The organism is Myroides sp. N17-2 (genome assembly GCF_002286775.1).
In the GTDB taxonomy this organism is placed as follows: domain Bacteria; phylum Bacteroidota; class Bacteroidia; order Flavobacteriales; family Flavobacteriaceae; genus Flavobacterium.
Genome location: NZ_NSGJ01000008.1, coordinates 111,555 through 128,955 on the forward strand (window position 1 = coordinate 111,555; position 17,401 = coordinate 128,955).

Sequence of the window (17,401 nt, forward strand, 5' to 3'; positions counted from 1 at the left end):
AATAACCTTATGAGTATGGATAAGCAAGAGTTAATATTGATAGATAAGGAGGGCAATGTAGCATTAGATACTTTAGCAACTGTAGATACGAGTGAGTATGAAATAGTGGCTAACTCTATAGATGAGAGTAATCCAAACTCTATCTTAAACTACGGGTCTGAGTTACAAGCTAGTTTAGCGAATCAGAGTGATTCTTTCTTAAGCAATGTACGTCGCTCTAATTCAGGAGAAGTAGGAGAGTTGATTAATGGACTGTTAATCGAACTTAACTATGTGGATGTGGATGAGTTACAAAATAATAAAGTAAGAGGATTCTTGAGAAGGTTGCCTTTTATGAAAAAGATTGTAACAGAAGTAGAGAACTTATTCGCTAAGTATGATAAAATCGTTAATAATATAGATTCTATCTCACATAAAGTAAATGCAGGTATCATTAATTCTGCTAAGGATAATGCAGTCTTACAGACTATATTTGAGTCTAATGTGCAGTCTTTGAAAGATTTAGAAAAGTATATCATAGCAGGAACTATGCGCTTAGAGCGTTCTCGTGCAGAGTTAATGGAAATGGAAGTTAAGCCTGATCAACATCAAGATTATGAGATCTCAGATAAGAGAGATTTTGTGAATCGATTAGATCGCAGACTTGCTGACTTAAAGGTAGTACGTATTATTATCCTTCAGTCTCTACCACAGGTAAGATTAGTTCAGAGTAATAATATCTCTATAGCAGAGAAGGCGCAGACTATCCTGACTACTACATTACCTGTGTGGAAGAATCAGTTAACGTTAGCTGTAGCAATGCATAGACAACAACAGCACATCGAAGTGCAGCAAAAAATATCTTCTACAACAGAAGAAATTTTACGTAAAAATGCAGAGCGTTTAGGGCAAAATAGTCGTCAAGTAGCACAAGCTAATGAAAAGACTATAGTATCTGTGGAAACATTAAGAGCAACGACTACGTCTCTAATCAACACATTAAATGATGTGAAAAAGATACAGACTGAAGGGGCACTTAGTAGAAAACAATTAGATACTGACTTGCAGAAATTAGAAACTGAATTAAGAAATAATTTAAAAAATTCATAGGTTAATTTGTTGGATCAAAAAGATTTAATATTAAGAGATAGTCAAAGAAGAATCGTAAGATTAAAGCTTCTTAGCAATTTCTATAAACAATCCGATTTGATTAGCATCTTCATAAAAACAGAGTTAGTACATTCTATTTTTAAGGATAATGAAGACGATTTGTTGGATTACAATAAACTAGAGCTTTTTCATCTTCAGTTTACAGATAGTTTACTTGAATTGTTAACTAAGATAAAGAGACGTAAGGAAGCACAGATTGTCTTAAATCTAAAAGAAATAGAAGTGAATAATAAGTTTATCAGTAGATATGGACAGATAAATAGAACAGAGAATGACTTTGATACAGAACGCAAGTTTTACAGTGCTAGAGTAGGTCAGTATCTATCTGATATATATGAGAGATTAACAGGTGTAGAAGTAAGTAATACAGTAGAGGATCCTTCTTCTTTTTCGGGAATGTACGGGAGTAATTATTATCATGATGTAGATAGTAACTCTTATTTTGAGAGAGAAGAAGGACTCCGCTTCTATGAGTACGAGGGTATTCAGATAGAGAGCCGTTTAATCGGAAGACTGAATATCAATGGTTTTAAAGTACGTTTTATTTGCGGATATGCATATGGTCGAGATTACTATGAGTTGTTTCAAATCTTTCAGAGTGATGATGAGTTTATTTACGATGTTCAAGCTAAGGTGTTTTATTTTTTAGAAGAATCAAAAGGAGAGTTATTAGATAAAACTCATAATAGATTAAAAAATGATATCGTACAGGACTTGACCATTAAAAATGAGAAGCTTGTATTAGATAATAAAAAGGCACGAGAATATTTGCCTATAGAAGTTCTCGATGTGATTAAAAAATATAGGGAGACATTAGATAATATTAATTTTTTAAGTAATTCATTTTCAGTTGATGAAGAGACGAATATACTTAAAGCAATGCTTAATCTTAATCTAGATGGAAGTATGTAGATTAGGTAAGGTTATTCTTAAATCTGCAACTACCTTTTACTGCGAAAGAATTCTACTTTACATAGCTTCAATTAGCTCTGAAACCATACTAATGTATGCTTTAATCGCTAATCTTACTCTGTTTTGTATAATTTCATTCTCGTTTAAACGTTATCTGCAGATTTAAGGTTTTAGCAAATGTATTTATACTGTAACAAATTATGAATAGAAGATTACTAGCGTATTTTTTATTAGATACATCAGGTTCTATGCATGGAGAACCTATACAAGCACTAAATAATGGATTTAATGGTCTTATCAATATGCTTCGTACAGATCCTCAAGCGATGGAATCACTGTGTCTTAGCGTAGTGACATTTAATAGAGAAGTGGAGAACATAGTGCCATTGATTGAGTTAAATAACTATCAACCGATAGAGATAAGTTGCCCACAGAGTGGACCGACACATACAGGAGAAGGGCTAGAGATGGTCTATAACCTTGTAGAAAAAGAATTAATTAAAGGAACGACAAGTCAAAAAGGAGATTGGAAACCGCTGTTATTTATATTTACAGATGGTAAACCTTCAGATTTGATGAAGTATAGAGCCTTTATTCCTAAAATAAAAGAGCTAGATTTCGGTGTTATCGTAGGATGTGCTGCCGGTCCTAAGGCAGAGGTTTCTTTCTTACATGAGTTGACTTCTAATGTAGTCAAACTTGATACAACAGACGCTAGTACATTATCTTCTTTCTTTAAGTGGGTGAGTTCATCAATAGAGATGGGTAATAAATCACAAGGAACAGGAGAATCATTAACTCTACCGACACCACCATCAGAGTTGAACTTTAATTTTTAATTACATCTACGGCCTGTATTTTATCACAGTGATTAATGAGAGAAATACAGTATATGTTTGATATTTTGTAAATATGAGAAGACTACCGATTTATTTTTTAATTGATATATCAGAATCAATGGTTGGTGACCCTATAGAACAAGTTCAAGAAGGGATTGCTACAATTATTAAAGAGCTAAAAACGGATCCGTATGCGTTAGAGACGGTGTCGATATGTATAATAGGTTTTGCAGGGAAAAGTGCTATCATTACCCCATTACAAGAGGTGATTACGTTCTATCCACCAAAAATACCAATAGGAAGTGGTACTTCATTATCACAGGGATTTGAAACCTTGATGCAATCATTTGATAATGATTTGGTCACTACTACCTATGATCGCAAAGGAGATTGGAAGCCTGTCGTGTTTTTGTTTACAGATGGAATACCTACTGATAGTACGGATATTACAGCAAGAACAATAGATAAGTGGAATACTAATTATAGAAATAAATGTAGTTTAGTAGCTATATCTATTGGTGAAAACACGAATTATAATTTGCTAGGTAAACTTACAGAGCATGTATTACAATTTAATAATACTAATTCAGAATCATATAATACTTTCTTTAATTGGGTAACAGCTTCTATTAAAGCTACAAGTGTCAATGTGAATGCTAATGTAGATTCTATCGACCTGAGTAAGGTAAATTCGCAAGTAGTGGAAAAGATAGATTTATCTAAGAATCACTCTGTTTCTGATGATCAATTTGTTGTCATTAATGGAAAGTGTTCTAAGACAGAGAAACTATATTTAATAAAGTTTAAGAGAGAGTTTTCAGATTCAGGGTTTTGGGGATTGCAGTCAAAAAACTATATCGCTGAAGGAGCCTTTAGAATAGATGAAAGTAGTTATAAGCAGTTCTCTACGGATAGAGATTATTCCTTAAAGGTATCTTCTCAGGAATTAAGAGGTAACCCAAGTTGCCCTTGTTGTGGTAATAATTATGCTCTAGCTACCTGTGCCTGTGGAGGTGTTCACTGTTTATCAGGAGATGGGTATAATGTATGCCCATGGTGTGGTAATGAAGGGCACTATGGTATGTCTGATTCGGACTTTGATATCAATAGAACATTAGGATAGTATGGATGATTTTCTAAAATATGTATTAGATAATCATACTCAAATTGATAAGAAGTTACACGAGAAATTAGTTAATCGATTATTAGTTAAAGAGGGAGTAGATAAATCGTTAGAATGGTTAAGAGGATTTCAAAGCAGTATAGTAGGGCATTTTATGATGTATCAAGAAATAGAGGAGTTTAAAGAAGAACATCTAGTATTACCCAATGGTGAGGTAAATAGGCTGTATGAGTATATATTTGATTTGGACCGTTATCCGAACCTTATAATTACTAAGATTGAAGGTCTAGAGGTGTTGAATCTAACTTATAATTCAGACACTAAAACGATATCAGGAGTTCCCAATAGTATGACTTCGACTAAAATAGATATATACTTTAGTCATAAGAAAGAAGCCAAAGAAAGCGAAGAGATTAAAGCCGTGTATTTAATGGTTAATGCCAACCCGAGAAACTTGTGGAAAGATTTGCCAAGTGACCCCAATGGTGCGTATGCACAAAGTGATGCAGTAGCAAGAAAGGGTGTTTTTTTAGACAAGAAAGTAGTAGGGGCTTCTAAGCGAGGGAGATCACATGCACATATCGGTAGCTATAGAGATGATAGTTTTGGCTTTGCTGATTTATGTAAAGGTTGGTCACTTATAGCAGTAGCAGATGGTGCAGGATCAGCACAATATGCTAGACAAGGAGCACAGTTAGCAACTTCTTTTATTGAGCGTTATTTTAATAATGAAGAGTTGTTAGACTCACTAGATTATGCTATTCTAGAACAGTATAATCTGCTTAATGAGGATATAGTAGAGACTGAAATACTTATGCTAAGTAAGGTAAGTGAGATATTATCAGGAGGTGTAACAGCTCTATTCGCTGAACTAGAAACCTTTGCAGATACAGTGCAAATCAAGTTAGACGATATGCATTCTACTTTAGCGTTCACACTGTGTAAGAAGTATGCTTCAGGCTATCTTATCTTGTCATTTAGTGTAGGAGATTGTCCTATAGTTGTTTTCTCAAAAGAAAATAAGACAGTTAAGGTGTTAAATACATTAGATGTAGGAGAGTTCGGTGGAGGAACACGTTTTGTTACGATTCCTGAGATCTACCAAGAACCACTTTCTAAACGATTAAATATACACTTCACACCAAACTTCAGTCATCTGTTCTTAATGTCTGATGGAATTTATGATCCAAAGTTTGGGACAGAGAACAACTTAGATGATTTAGTGTATTGGAATGATTTTATTTTGGATTTAGATGGGCAAAATGAAGATCAGATAAAGGTTAATTTAGTAGATGATTTAATCGCAGACGAGGAGTTGTTATTGTGGATGGACTTTTGGAGTAAAGGCAATCATGATGATAGAACTTTGGTTATTGTATATTAAGTAGGATAATGAATATAGTAAGAGTTTATTCAATAGTAGATACTTCGAAAACATATGAATATGTGGACGATGGCAAGCCTAAGCAAGGTGGGGTGAAAGATGTGTATTTCTCCCCTAAGAGAGATTATGTAATTGCTTTTTTTAGAAATAAACAAGATGATAATCAGAAAGAGCGTATTAAGAAGATCGTTACTTTATATCACGATAATATAAAAAAGGGTAATGCATCTACGTATTACTTAGATGAAGTATTTAGATGGCCTTATGATGCAGTGGAAAAGAATGGTTTGATAGGAGTCGTTGTTCCTATTTATACTCCTAATTTCTTCTTCAAAAAGGGGTATCAAATGCACAATACGCTTATAGGTGGTGAGAAAGTAGGGAAGTGGTTTACTTCTCCATCATTTAGAAATAAACAGTTTCCTTTTAATTTAGATAAAAGTGAGTTGGGTGATTGGTCTAGTTATTTAGATATCTCACTTAATATCACAAGAGGGATTAAGAAGATGCACCAAATGGGGTTAGCACATTCTGATTTGTCTTATAATAATATATTAGTAGATCCGATTACTAAATCAGCAAATATTATTGATTTGGATGGATTGGTAGTTCCGGGTATGTTTCCACCAGAGGTTATCGGGACAGCAGATTTTATAGCTCCAGAGGTTTTAAAAACCAAGCACCTGACTTTAACGGATCCGAAGAGAATATTGCCTAATCAGAAGACGGATTTGCATGCATTGGCTATATTAATCTATATGTATCTACTTAGAAGGCATCCTCTTAGAGGAGGTAAAATATGGGATATAGACTCTGATAGAGATGAGATTATGGCTATGGGTGAACGAGCTTTATTTATAGAGCATCCTGAGAATAGCATGAATAGGGTAAAACTCAATCAACTTAATAAGTGGGATACCTTTTGGGGTAATCCGGAGAAAGTACCTTATACAGTGTTAGGGCCTTATTTAGGAGAGTTAGTAAAACGTGCTTTCGTAGAGGGGTTAGAGAATCCTATGATGCGTCCGATGGCAAATGAATGGGAAGGAGCACTGTTAAAGACTATGGATATTCTACAAGATTGTTCTAATGTGAACTGTAGTGAGAAGTGGTTTGTATTTGATAATACATCTAAACCTACATGTCCTTTCTGTGGAGAGAAAGTTCATCATAATGTGCCTGTCATTGATATTTATTGTAAAAATAGAGATGGTGTTTGGAAGTTAGATAATCACCGTATCGTAGTAAGTGATAGGAAAACGTTACATCAATGGCATGTGACTAAGAATATTATTAACAATGAAAATCTAACAGTAGAGGATAAGAAGGCAGTTGCGACGTTTGTGTATGAAAATGGCGAATGGGTATTAATTAATCAATCTGTTCAGGGGATGAAAGATATGTCTGACCAAGTAGATGTGTTGATTAATGACAGAATAGTACTAGCACATGATAAGAAAATATTATTATCAGGAGGAGAAGGAGGAAAATTGTTATATGTAACAATGGTTTAATCCAAAATCTTCATTAGTCAAATACTACAAAGCAATTTTACGTCATAGTTCTTTCATTAGCTCTATATTGTATAATTACTTTTCGTCTATATGTCTATCGCGTATTCTGGGTTTAAATAAAATAAAAAAAAGAAAGTTTACAAAGTAATTAGTAGTAAAGTTATGGAAAGAAGTATTTTAGATACGCATCCTGGGTTAGTATGGGGGTTTGGTATCGTAGTAATAATTATGTTATTACTTGATTTAGGTGTTTTTAATAAGAAGGCACATGAGGTTTCTTCTAAAGAAGCTACTATTTGGACAATTGTTTGGATAACGCTATCAATGGCGTTTTCAGGGGTTATCTATTGGGTGTTTAATCACGACGCAGGAGGACATGCCTTAGCTGTTGAAAAGATCACACAGTTCCAAGCAGCATATTGGATAGAGAAGGCTTTATCAGTAGATAATCTTTTTGTATTTATACTAGTGTTTGGATTCTTTAAAGTACCAAAATATTTGCACCACACTGTGTTATTCTGGGGTATTATAGGGGCATTAATCTTTAGAGCAATCTTCATTTTTGCAGGAGTAGGTATTATTAATATTACTTATTTGCCTGAGATGACGGTTTTTGGATCTGTAGTTAAGATTAATGTTGTGATGACTTTGTTTGGTTTGTTTCTTGTGTATGCAGGTATCAAATCTTGGGGTGGTGGAGATGAAGATGAGGATAAAGATTTTAGTGAATCAGCGGGGGCACGTTTAGTAAAGAGATTTTGGAAAGTAGCTGATAACTATGATGGAAACAAGTTCTTCACTATGCAAAATGGTATTAAGATGGCAACACCATTATTAGTAGTGGTTGCGGTTATTGAATTTACGGATGTACTGTTTGCGGTTGACTCTATTCCAGCAATTTTTGCTATCTCTAATGATCCTTTTATATTATATACATCTAATATTTTTGCGATATTAGGATTGCGTTCATTGTATTTCTTGTTAGCGAACTTTATCCATATGTTTAGTAAGTTACCTTATGGATTAGCGATAGTGTTGAGCTTTATTGGGGTAAAGATGTTGATTTCACCTTGGATACATATTCCTTCACCAGTTTCACTAGGTATAGTAGGTTCTATATTGGTGATTTCGGTTTTAGTTTCAGTTATGTTCCCTGATAAAAAAGATGAGGGTGAAAAGAAAGATGAGGGCGAGATTAAAGAAGCATAAGTATAAAAAGATATAATAGATTAGAACACCCTAAGCAACTATTGCTTAGGGTGTTTTTTTATCTAAAAAGGATAAGTGTTTTAAGAGGTTTTTTGTAATTTTATAAATGATATTATTAATAAAAAAACAGTTATTTTTAAATGTTGTTTTTTTATTAGGAATGCACTAATGGTGGAGTGTTTGTTTGGATATGTTTATCTAAATAAGTAGCCTATTAAAACGATATTTTAGATGAGTAAAAGTAATTATTATAGGGTGTTGGGTATAGAACCAAATGCTAGTGACGAAGAGTTGAAGAAAGCGTTTAAGGCGTTGTTCGATCGATATAATCCTGAGAATAGTCCAAATAGTTTGTTTCTTAAGACAATGTTTCAACAACTTAATGAAGCTTATGAAGTATTGGGAGATAAGGATAAAAGGGAAAAGTATAATCTAGCTAATGGTTATACATTGCCAACATCATCACCAGTTCCTCCTGTGATAGAGAGAAATGTAAGTAATACCACCACCACAACTCGTGAAAACCGGATTACACCTACTGAAAAGGATAATAAGGCTTATCTGTTTTTATTTATTATCATTGGGTTGCTTTTAGGGTTAGGAGGGTATTTTGCTTCTGCTACTTTTGGAAGTGATGATCAGGGAGCAGTGAGTGATGTGGAAAGTGTCGTAAGTACAGAAGATAATGCTGTAGAGGAGACTCCAAGTCCTGGCAGAACGATGAAAGAGAATATAGAGCATCTAATAGATGAAGCAAATAAGGAGAAAGATGTTGATTCCTCAGTAGTTATAGCAGCGCCCAATGATCATGTAACTGAGGTAAGTAACCCAATGGCAACTACTAATGATAAAACAAAAACTGAGAATAAGACAACTGCTCTCTCTGTTGAAAAGAGTAAGCAGCCTGCTGCTTCAGAAAGGGTAGCTAAAGAAGATAAGAGTACAAAAACGGTAACTAATGCAGTGTCATCTAAAAGAGATGAAAGAGAAGGAGAATTTGGCTATAAGAAGTATTTTAAAGTGGGCTCGACGAAGAATGAAGTATGGGCTTCTCAAGGGGATCCTTCTGATGTACAGACACAAGGAGATGTAGAAGTATGGTTCTATGGCAAGAGTAAAGTACGCTTTAAAAACGATAAAGTAATAGACTATTCGAATGTTAGTGGTAGATTAAATGTGAAGAACTAAACTATATATCAATAGTATATGTTCTATTATTTATTGGTATTTACTTTATGTAAATGGTTTTAAGATAAATATTAATTGTAGTTTTGAGGATATATTTTTTGAAATACTATGAACATAGTCTATTTTGTTTTTGGTAGTAATATCAATTATTACCAACAAGTTATTTTTTCTATTTGTACAGCCTTAGTAAATAAAGAGGAATCTGACCGAATAATTGTTATTGCAGAAGAGCCGACTTTATTTAAGTTAGTAGCGGATTTTGTTACGATTATACCAATTGATAATGATATCATTAGTGAATGGAAAGGTGATTATAACTTTATATTTAGGACAAAAATAAAAGCACTACAGTTAATTGCTGAAAGATATCCTGATCAACATATTCTGTATTTAGATGGAGATACCTTTTTCTATAAATCGTTAACTGTGTTAAAGCAAGAATTATATAAAGGAAATGGTATTATGCATGTGAAAGAGGATGCTTTATATCAGAAAAAAACAAAGACAGAGAAGAAACTATGGAGCAAAGTAAAGGATAAAACATTTGCAAATATTCTTGTTGATAAGAGTATCAATATGTGGAATGCAGGTGTAATAGGAATTCCAAATACTAACTTTGATTTAATTAATGTAGCCTTACAAATTAATGATGAAATGTGTGATAACAATGCATTGTGTTTTTTGGTAGAACAATTATCTTTTTCAATTGTGTTAGAGAAACAACTAAAATTAAATGCATGTGATCATGTGATAGGACATTATTGGGGCAATAAAGAAGAGTGGGATGTAATAATCTCCGATTGGATGAAGAAATCTCTGATGAGTAATTATACTCTCCAAGAAATGATAGAGGAAGTCAAGAATGTCCCATTCCACGAAATTCCTGTCTATGTAAAGCGATCAAATACAGGTATTCGTTTGACCAAAAAAATACAGACGATGTTTAAGCCTAGAAGTAAGAGCTATATTAAATAAAATATTATTTAAAAAAACACCCCAAGTCATTGCGACTTGGGGTGTTTTTTTATGCTTAATAGTGAGGTAAGATATAAATGGCGTGCATCAGTATTCTGTATTGACGGGGTTTTTAGTTTTGTTAATAATTATTTAAATTTAGTGAGGCTATGTACGATGATAATATCAGTGTAAATGAGGATTTCCGTAAAGTATAAAAGAGTTTTTTTTATAATATTGTATTTTCTGATAAATTACTATATTTATTAAGTTAAATGCAATAGTAGGGTTTATAAATTAATTATAAAAAATGGTTAAAAAGTATTTCGAATTTTCGTTGTATTCAAAGGGGTTTACACCTGTTTTACGTAAAGCTGTGCTTTCAGTTTTGCTTGTTTCTATAATGTCTATAACTAGCTGTGGAAGGAAGGATTTGCTTGAGTCTAAGATTGCCGAGCTAAAGATAGAACAGACTGTGGATGGCGAGCAGTTCACCGCTCTAGTTGATTTGATTGAAAAAAACAGTGGAGATAGAAGCTTTAAGAAGTTCTTGTCAAAAGAAGGTGTGTTTCAAGAAGAGAAGTTAATCACTTTTTTAGAGAAAAAGGGGTATACTGTATCATTAGAAGCTGTAAAAGGTATTTCTAAGATAAACTTCTATTTAGAGTCATCAGGTAGTATAGATGGTTACTTAAACGGAAATACTTCTTATAAAAATGATATTATAGACTTGCTAGTAGATGTTAAGAATCACTATGATGTAAAAGATATAAATCTAAGTTATATCACGAATCAAGTAACGCCTCTAAATATTAGTGATAATGTAAATGACATCACTAAAGCCTTAACAATAGATTCGTTTAGAACTGCGGGTAATCGTGCGAGTAGTGATTTGAACGGTATCTTAAATACATCATTTAATTTACAAGATGATGGTGAAGTTACTTTCTTAGTATCTGATATGATTTACTCTATCGAAGGTAGTAATGTATTAGAGTTATTAAATGCTAGTAAGAGTTTTATAAAGGATGCATTTAATAAAGCCCTAAAGAAAGATACTGATTTAAGTACATTGATATTAAAGCTTGACTCTGACTTTACAGGGACATATTACAGTTATAATAATCTAAAAACCACTTTAAATAAAGAGAATAGACCATATTATATTTTTGTGTTTGGAGGAGAACGCTACTTGAATGAAATAATAACGAAGCTAGATTTGCTTAATCGTAAAGAGGTTAAAGAATACCACTATTTTACTCCTAGCACTTTACCTACTTATTATAACGTCTTTAAGACAGAGAGTGATAATGGTTCTTATAAAGTTGATAAAGGAAGAAATAATGAGGTTGTTTCAATATCTGATATCAGATTATCAGGACGTGATGGAGGAGAGTTCTCTTTTACAGTGGGTGTTGATTATTCTAAGTTGAATCTAGAAAGCAAATATCTAGAAGATGTAAATAATTATGCAATTACACACGGTAATTATGAGTTAGTTGGAATAGAGAAGTTTGATGTAAGTCTATTGCACCCAAGTGCTAAAGAACAATTGTCTAGAAGTGGACAGACATTAACTCATCTCTTGACTTTTGAGGCAAAAAATAAAAGTTATAACGACCTATCATTTGAGTTAAAGAAGAAAGTGCCTAGTTGGGTATTAGATGTGAATACGGAGAATGACTTAAAAATCCAAGAGACAATAGATAAGACATTTGGTTTTAAGTATCTGTTTGATGGGATATATGAGTCTTATTTGAATAACACATCGATGAAGAATTATAGTGAATTTAAAATTAAAATTAGCAAATAAAAATGAACGATCTTTTTGCAACGCTTTATGAGGGATTTAATCCTTTAAACCTTTTTTACATTGAGAACTTCTCAAGTGATATGTACGATTCTGGTAGTTATGTGACTATGGGATGGGCATTATTAATAGTTACTGTTGTTACGGTAGTATTATACTATTTCTTACTGTCTAATTATGGTAAATTCTACAAGAGAATATGGTGGTTCGTATATATATTAATCATAGGTCTTATCAACTTTATTATAGCTTATAATGTAAGTATGAATGCTATGGATGATCTATTTATCACAAGTGAAGATGGAAATCCTTATGGTTTTTCAGAGTATTTTCAGTTGGGAATGGTCAATGTTCTTTACGGAGTTATTCTGTCATTTATATTGTCAATAATAGTTAAGTTTAAAAGTATTCAAGCAACTAGAACACCATTTTAATTATGAATAAATTATATCTATTCGGAATAGGAGGAACAGGTTCGCGTGTGATTAAAGCATTGACAATGTTATTAGCAAGTGGAATCGACACAAACAAGTTTGAGATAGTACCTATCATCGTGGATCCGGATGCTGCTAATGGTGATGTCACAAGAACAGTACAGCTATTAAAAGATTACAATTACATTAGAAAAGAGATTCAGGCAAACGTAGATACTGAAGGATTCTTTCAAACAAATATAGAAGAGTTAAGCCCTGGTGCTAACTACAAGTTCGGGCTAGGAGATACGAATAACAAAAAGTTTGGTCAGTATATCAACATTAATGGATTAGACCAAGCAAATGAAGCTTTTGTTAGGTTGTTATTTTCTGAGGAGAACCTAGATGCTGATATGCAAGTTGGGTTTAAGGGAAACCCTAATATTGGTAGTGTTGTCTTAAACCGCTTTATTGATTCTGCAGATTTTCAGAATCTAGCGAATGGGTTTAAACAAGGAGATAGGATATTTATCGTTAGTTCTATTTTTGGAGGTACTGGTGCGGCTGGTTTCCCTTTATTGCTTAAGAATATCAGAAATGTAGAGTCTACTTTCCCTAATTATAAATTACTACAGGACGCACCTATAGGAGCTTTATCTGTATTACCTTATTTTAATGTTACTGTAGATGATGGGAGTTCTATCGATGGAGCAACTTTTGTTTCTAAAGCGAAGGCGGCATTAAACTATTATGACGTGAATGTATCAGGTAATAATTCGTTAAACTCATTCTATTATATAGCTGATAATTACACTAGTAATCAGGTGAATAATGAAGGTGGTGTAGGGCAAAAGAACCAAGCTCACTTCGTAGAATTAGCATCAGCATTAGCGATAATAGACTTCTGTAGAGAATCTTCTCACAGATTAGAATGTGCAAATGCTCAGGCTATAGCTCCTATTTATAAAGAGTTCGGTGTACAGAATGACACATTGACTTTTGGGTTAGAGAATCTATCTCCTGCTACAAGTCAGTTATTAAATACACCTTTATCTCAGTTTACTTTATTCACTTTATATATTGGTAGTAAACTTCAGGAGGCAAGAGAACAAAACTGGGCAAAAGACTTGAATATTAACTCACTTATGGGGAGCTCATTCTATAGCCATTTAACTCAGTTTGTCAATGAGTATAGAGGTTGGTTAAATGAAATGGGTAATAATCAACGTACGTTCTCACCTTATAACTTAAATGTAGGAGAAGGTAACCTATTTGAGTTTGTCAATGGATATAAGGCTGACGCAGGGATGTTTGATAAAGGAGGGAAGAGCTATGGTCGTTTTGACTTTATCTTATCTAAGGTAGATAAAGAAATTGATAGCAAATCACAAGGAAACAAACGATTTGTAGATTTATTCTTCGCCGCAACTAATGAATTAATTAAAACAAAATATAACTTTTAATTATGGCAAAAGTATTACGATTACAAGAAGATGGTAATAATAACTTGCAACACTGGCAAGATTCAAGTGCTTACGGAAAAACAGCTATACAAAGTATCATTGATGGAAATGGAGATGCTGTAAGTAGACAGATTACGTCTATTCCGAGTCCTTTTGCTCGTTTTGATTTATTAAAAGTAGCATTCGAATACGTAAATAACTCTAAAGATATCAATGGTAATACTATTTATCACAAGATGGTATCAGACTGTTTAGATATAGCTGAGTTGTTTTTTGATTTTGATAAATTCAGTAAAGATTTTAATATTATAGCTTGGGATATAGCTACTAATCTACAGGCTTTACGCAGTAGTACTGATGCAGGACATAAACAGTTAGGAGACACGCTTAAGTTGTTTTTTGACCAAGATGCTAAGGCAAATAACTTCGACGATATACGTCAGATATTCTTACTAGATTATAAGCATGGTAAGAATAAAATGAATATTATAGGGGGGACTTCACCTGTGACTTTATTCTCTACTACAGCTAATAATTACCAAGGGCAAATTAATGTGTTCTTTGGTAACAGACGTATTTTTGATGGAATATGCCCGTTGAATAAAAGACAGTTTGGTTTTCAGGAATATATGTATGCTTTACTAGGAAGCATACCGAATGGAAATACACTGTTTAGCGCTATTTATGACTATTTATATACTATTAACTTCCCTTTATTGACTAATGATGAGAAAACAATCATTAAACAATTAGATCCTAATACAATTAAAGGTAATTCTTATAAGGCTATTAGTGTAGATGGAGGAAATAATGATGTAGAAGTATTAGGGAACAAGATATATAGCTTTAAAATTAACGTTGGCTCTATTACTGATAATAGCGAGTTTGTTATTATGCCTAATATTGTATCTGCAAGTTCTCCTGAGAATGAGGTAGAAAGCAAACAATTGCCATTGATTCTTCCGATAGATAAAATCACTAATGATTTTAAATATGTGACTGCTAACTGGGATAGAAATAAGGTAGCACCTTATTTTGACACGGCTAGTTTTGAAAATAGAGTATTGCCTCACGATGGTGCTAAGTATCCCTATTATACAATATCGGATATGTTAGAAGAGAATATCATATGTCTTCCTTTTCCGATTAATAATGAGGTGTTCTTTAACGGGAACTTTACTTCTCAAGATACGAATTGTTATAGAGGATATCTGTTGCCTATCAAGGCAGAATTCTTTAAATACTTTACTCAAGATTTCTTAGAAGGAAGTATTGGTGGAAGAAATATCCTTGAGATTACAGAGCGTGGCCAGGGAGATACCTTATATGTAGATGTGACATTGCGCATTCCGATTAAAGGTGATGGTACAGGTAATTCTGTCATTACCTATCAAAGAACATATGTGAATGGTGGAGCTTATAATACTCAACAAGCAGATTTAAAAGAGAACAAGGGAGCAATTTTTAATTACTCGTGTAGTATAGCTTTAACTTCTTTAGTGAAATACATAGGTAAAGAGGATAAGCATTTTTACCGCATAGGATTCTTTGATAATGACACCGTTAATAGTGTGGGAACTAGATTAGCTTCTTTAGATGTGCTAAAAGGAGGAAATTATGTTGAAAAAACTGCTGTTAAGAAAAGACAAGTTAGCTCAGTAGCAAACTCTACCTACTATGTAATAGAGAAAGATTTTGATATTATTCAGTTAAATGCCAAGAATGCTAAGGGTGTTATATTGCCTAAATGGATTGAGAAGAGAGCTGGTAATGTGAAGTATTCTTTTGCAGTTGACTTCGGTACAACGAATACCCACATAGAGTATAAGAGTTCTATTCAGCCTATCGCTGTACCATTTGACGTAACTACTCGAGATATCCAATTGGTAAAGCTGCATAAGCTATCAGCAGAGCAGGCGAATAGCCTTGAATATAGAGGATTTGAGAATGTCTTTTATCAGGAGCTAATGCCTACATTAATTCATAAAGAAGTAGGGGATTCTTTCCCACAGCGTACTGCATTGACACATCATATTAATATGAATCCTGTGGATAAGAACTATGCCTTAGCAGATTTTAATATTCCGTTCTATTATGAGAAGAATATTGTTATCGGGGAGGTAAATACCTTACATACAAATCTAAAGTGGACTGAATTTGGAGCAAATCAAAGTGCACAAGGTTTAGTAGAAGGGTATCTAGAGAACTTGGTGTTTATGATGTATAATAAGGTAGTGCTTAACGGTGGTGATACTAGTAACGTAGAGATTAAATGGTTATATCCTACAAGTATGAGTACGTTTAATAAAAACCAACTAGCATCTACTTGGTCAGGTTTGTACGCTAAATACTTTGGAAGTAATGTTCAGAATTTACAAGAAGTTACAGAGGCATTAGCGCCATATAATTACTATACTACTCAAGGGGTACAATCTATGAGTAACTCAGTCGTGTCAATAGATATAGGAGGAGGAACAACAGATGTGGTTGTATTTACTAATAACCAACCTAACATATTAAGCTCATTTAAGTTTGCTGCTAATAACTTGTTTGGTGATGCGATTAATACGACTAGCTCATTAAATGGATATGTATGTAAGTATAATTTGATTTACGATGGGCTTTTAGATAGAAGATATAAGGATATAGGAGAGAGTATATTAGCTACAGATAATTCGGCTGATTATATCTCATTCTTATTCTCTTTAGAAAGAGATAAAAACTTTAATTCTAATCACGCCTTTACTAAACTTCTGTATAGTGATACAGAGTTAAAAGTAGGACCATTGTTGTTTTTTAGCTCTATTATCTACTATATCGCTAAGATGATGAAAGAGAAGAATGTTATTTCTCCTCAGTATTTTACTTTTAGTGGTACGGGGTCTAAGTTGATTAATATCCTAGATGCATCACCTCAAAAAGGAGTGGTTTCTACATTGATCTCAGGAATATTCCAAGACATCTATGGGGATAACTCAATTCGCATACAAGTGCGCGTGGATGAGCAAGTGAAAGAGATTAGCTGTAAAGGGGCTTTAATTGATAACTCGTACGTAGTTGATAATACTATTTTGAGAGAAATTAAGTCAATCTATGATTTTTCTATTGTGGATGCTAAAGATGTTAATTATTCTGCTGCAGAGCAAGATGAGTATATCAATAGATTACATAGAGAATATATCAACTTCATCGAGTGGTTCTTTGCTTTTGATAAGAAGTTTAATTACGAAGATAATTTCGGAATTAGCTCTGGGGCATTGCCTAAATATAAAGAGAACTTACTACAGAATGCAATCGGTTTCTTAAAACTAGAAGTCAACAGTGCTATCAAAAGCCAAAATGGCAATAAAGAGTCGAAGTTATCAGAAACATTATTCTTCTATCCATTAAAGGGAACTATTAATCAATTGCTATATGCTATAGCTTCTGGAAATCTAAAATAA

Annotated in this window: 13 protein-coding genes; all 13 read left to right on the forward strand. The window is 33.2% G+C overall.

Annotation, left to right across the window (positions count from 1 at the left end; genetic code table 11):
- The first annotated feature begins 15 nt into the window (after positions 1-15).
- The 13 genes from CF599_RS05715 to CF599_RS05780 all read left to right on the forward strand — a co-directional run bounded on the left by CF599_RS05715 (position 16) and on the right by CF599_RS05780 (position 17,401).
- Positions 16-1,089: a toxic anion resistance protein gene (locus CF599_RS05715; RefSeq protein ID WP_121965084.1), complete on the forward strand. Its 1,074-nt coding sequence runs from the start codon at positions 16-18 to the stop codon at positions 1,087-1,089.
- Between the two features lie 96 nt (positions 1,090-1,185).
- Positions 1,186-2,061, forward strand: a complete 876-nt coding sequence (locus tag CF599_RS05720) for a hypothetical protein (RefSeq protein ID WP_254050244.1) — start codon at positions 1,186-1,188, stop codon at positions 2,059-2,061.
- Positions 2,062-2,261: 200 nt separating this feature from the next.
- Complete coding sequence (locus CF599_RS05725) at positions 2,262-2,900, forward strand: VWA domain-containing protein (RefSeq protein ID WP_121965086.1); 639 nt, start codon at positions 2,262-2,264, stop codon at positions 2,898-2,900.
- 73 nt (positions 2,901-2,973) lie between these two features.
- Complete coding sequence (locus CF599_RS05730) at positions 2,974-4,023, forward strand: TerY-C metal binding domain-containing protein (protein ID WP_121965087.1); 1,050 nt, start codon at positions 2,974-2,976, stop codon at positions 4,021-4,023.
- 1 nt (position 4,024) lies between these two features.
- Positions 4,025-5,407, forward strand: a complete 1,383-nt coding sequence (locus tag CF599_RS05735; protein WP_121965088.1) for a PP2C family serine/threonine-protein phosphatase — start codon at positions 4,025-4,027, stop codon at positions 5,405-5,407.
- Positions 5,408-5,415: 8 nt separating this feature from the next.
- A complete protein-coding gene (locus CF599_RS05740; protein WP_121965089.1) occupies positions 5,416-6,921 on the forward strand; it encodes a helix-hairpin-helix domain-containing protein in 1,506 nt (501 codons plus the stop codon).
- A gap of 162 nt (positions 6,922-7,083) precedes the next feature.
- Positions 7,084-8,130, forward strand: a complete 1,047-nt coding sequence (locus CF599_RS05750; RefSeq protein WP_121965090.1) for a TerC family protein — start codon at positions 7,084-7,086, stop codon at positions 8,128-8,130.
- A gap of 231 nt (positions 8,131-8,361) precedes the next feature.
- Entirely contained in the window at positions 8,362-9,318 is a 957-nt protein-coding gene (locus CF599_RS05755) for a J domain-containing protein (RefSeq protein WP_121965091.1), read from the forward strand.
- Positions 9,319-9,426: 108 nt separating this feature from the next.
- Positions 9,427-10,293: a hypothetical protein gene (locus CF599_RS05760; protein WP_121965092.1), complete on the forward strand. Its 867-nt coding sequence runs from the start codon at positions 9,427-9,429 to the stop codon at positions 10,291-10,293.
- 289 nt (positions 10,294-10,582) lie between these two features.
- Positions 10,583-12,085 (forward strand): hypothetical protein, encoded by a 1,503-nt coding sequence (locus CF599_RS05765; RefSeq protein ID WP_143824793.1) that lies wholly within the window; start codon positions 10,583-10,585, stop codon positions 12,083-12,085.
- 2 nt (positions 12,086-12,087) lie between these two features.
- Complete coding sequence (locus CF599_RS05770; protein WP_121965094.1) at positions 12,088-12,516, forward strand: hypothetical protein; 429 nt, start codon at positions 12,088-12,090, stop codon at positions 12,514-12,516.
- 2 nt (positions 12,517-12,518) lie between these two features.
- Positions 12,519-13,958, forward strand: a complete 1,440-nt coding sequence (locus tag CF599_RS05775) for a hypothetical protein (protein WP_121965095.1) — start codon at positions 12,519-12,521, stop codon at positions 13,956-13,958.
- Positions 13,959-13,960: 2 nt separating this feature from the next.
- Entirely contained in the window at positions 13,961-17,401 is a 3,441-nt protein-coding gene (locus CF599_RS05780; RefSeq protein ID WP_121965096.1) for a hypothetical protein, read from the forward strand.

Coding starts and splice junctions, on each gene's coding strand:
- CF599_RS05715 (WP_121965084.1), top strand. CDS start 16: ATGGATAAGCAAGAGTTAATATTGATAGATAAGGAGGGCAATGTAGCA.
- CF599_RS05725 (WP_121965086.1), top strand. CDS start 2,262: ATGAATAGAAGATTACTAGCGTATTTTTTATTAGATACATCAGGTTCT.
- CF599_RS05730 (WP_121965087.1), top strand. CDS start 2,974: ATGAGAAGACTACCGATTTATTTTTTAATTGATATATCAGAATCAATG.
- CF599_RS05735 (WP_121965088.1), top strand. CDS start 4,025: ATGGATGATTTTCTAAAATATGTATTAGATAATCATACTCAAATTGAT.
- CF599_RS05740 (WP_121965089.1), top strand. CDS start 5,416: ATGAATATAGTAAGAGTTTATTCAATAGTAGATACTTCGAAAACATAT.
- CF599_RS05750 (WP_121965090.1), top strand. CDS start 7,084: ATGGAAAGAAGTATTTTAGATACGCATCCTGGGTTAGTATGGGGGTTT.
- CF599_RS05755 (WP_121965091.1), top strand. CDS start 8,362: ATGAGTAAAAGTAATTATTATAGGGTGTTGGGTATAGAACCAAATGCT.
- CF599_RS05760 (WP_121965092.1), top strand. CDS start 9,427: ATGAACATAGTCTATTTTGTTTTTGGTAGTAATATCAATTATTACCAA.
- CF599_RS05765 (WP_143824793.1), top strand. CDS start 10,583: ATGGTTAAAAAGTATTTCGAATTTTCGTTGTATTCAAAGGGGTTTACA.
- CF599_RS05770 (WP_121965094.1), top strand. CDS start 12,088: ATGAACGATCTTTTTGCAACGCTTTATGAGGGATTTAATCCTTTAAAC.
- CF599_RS05775 (WP_121965095.1), top strand. CDS start 12,519: ATGAATAAATTATATCTATTCGGAATAGGAGGAACAGGTTCGCGTGTG.
- CF599_RS05780 (WP_121965096.1), top strand. CDS start 13,961: ATGGCAAAAGTATTACGATTACAAGAAGATGGTAATAATAACTTGCAA.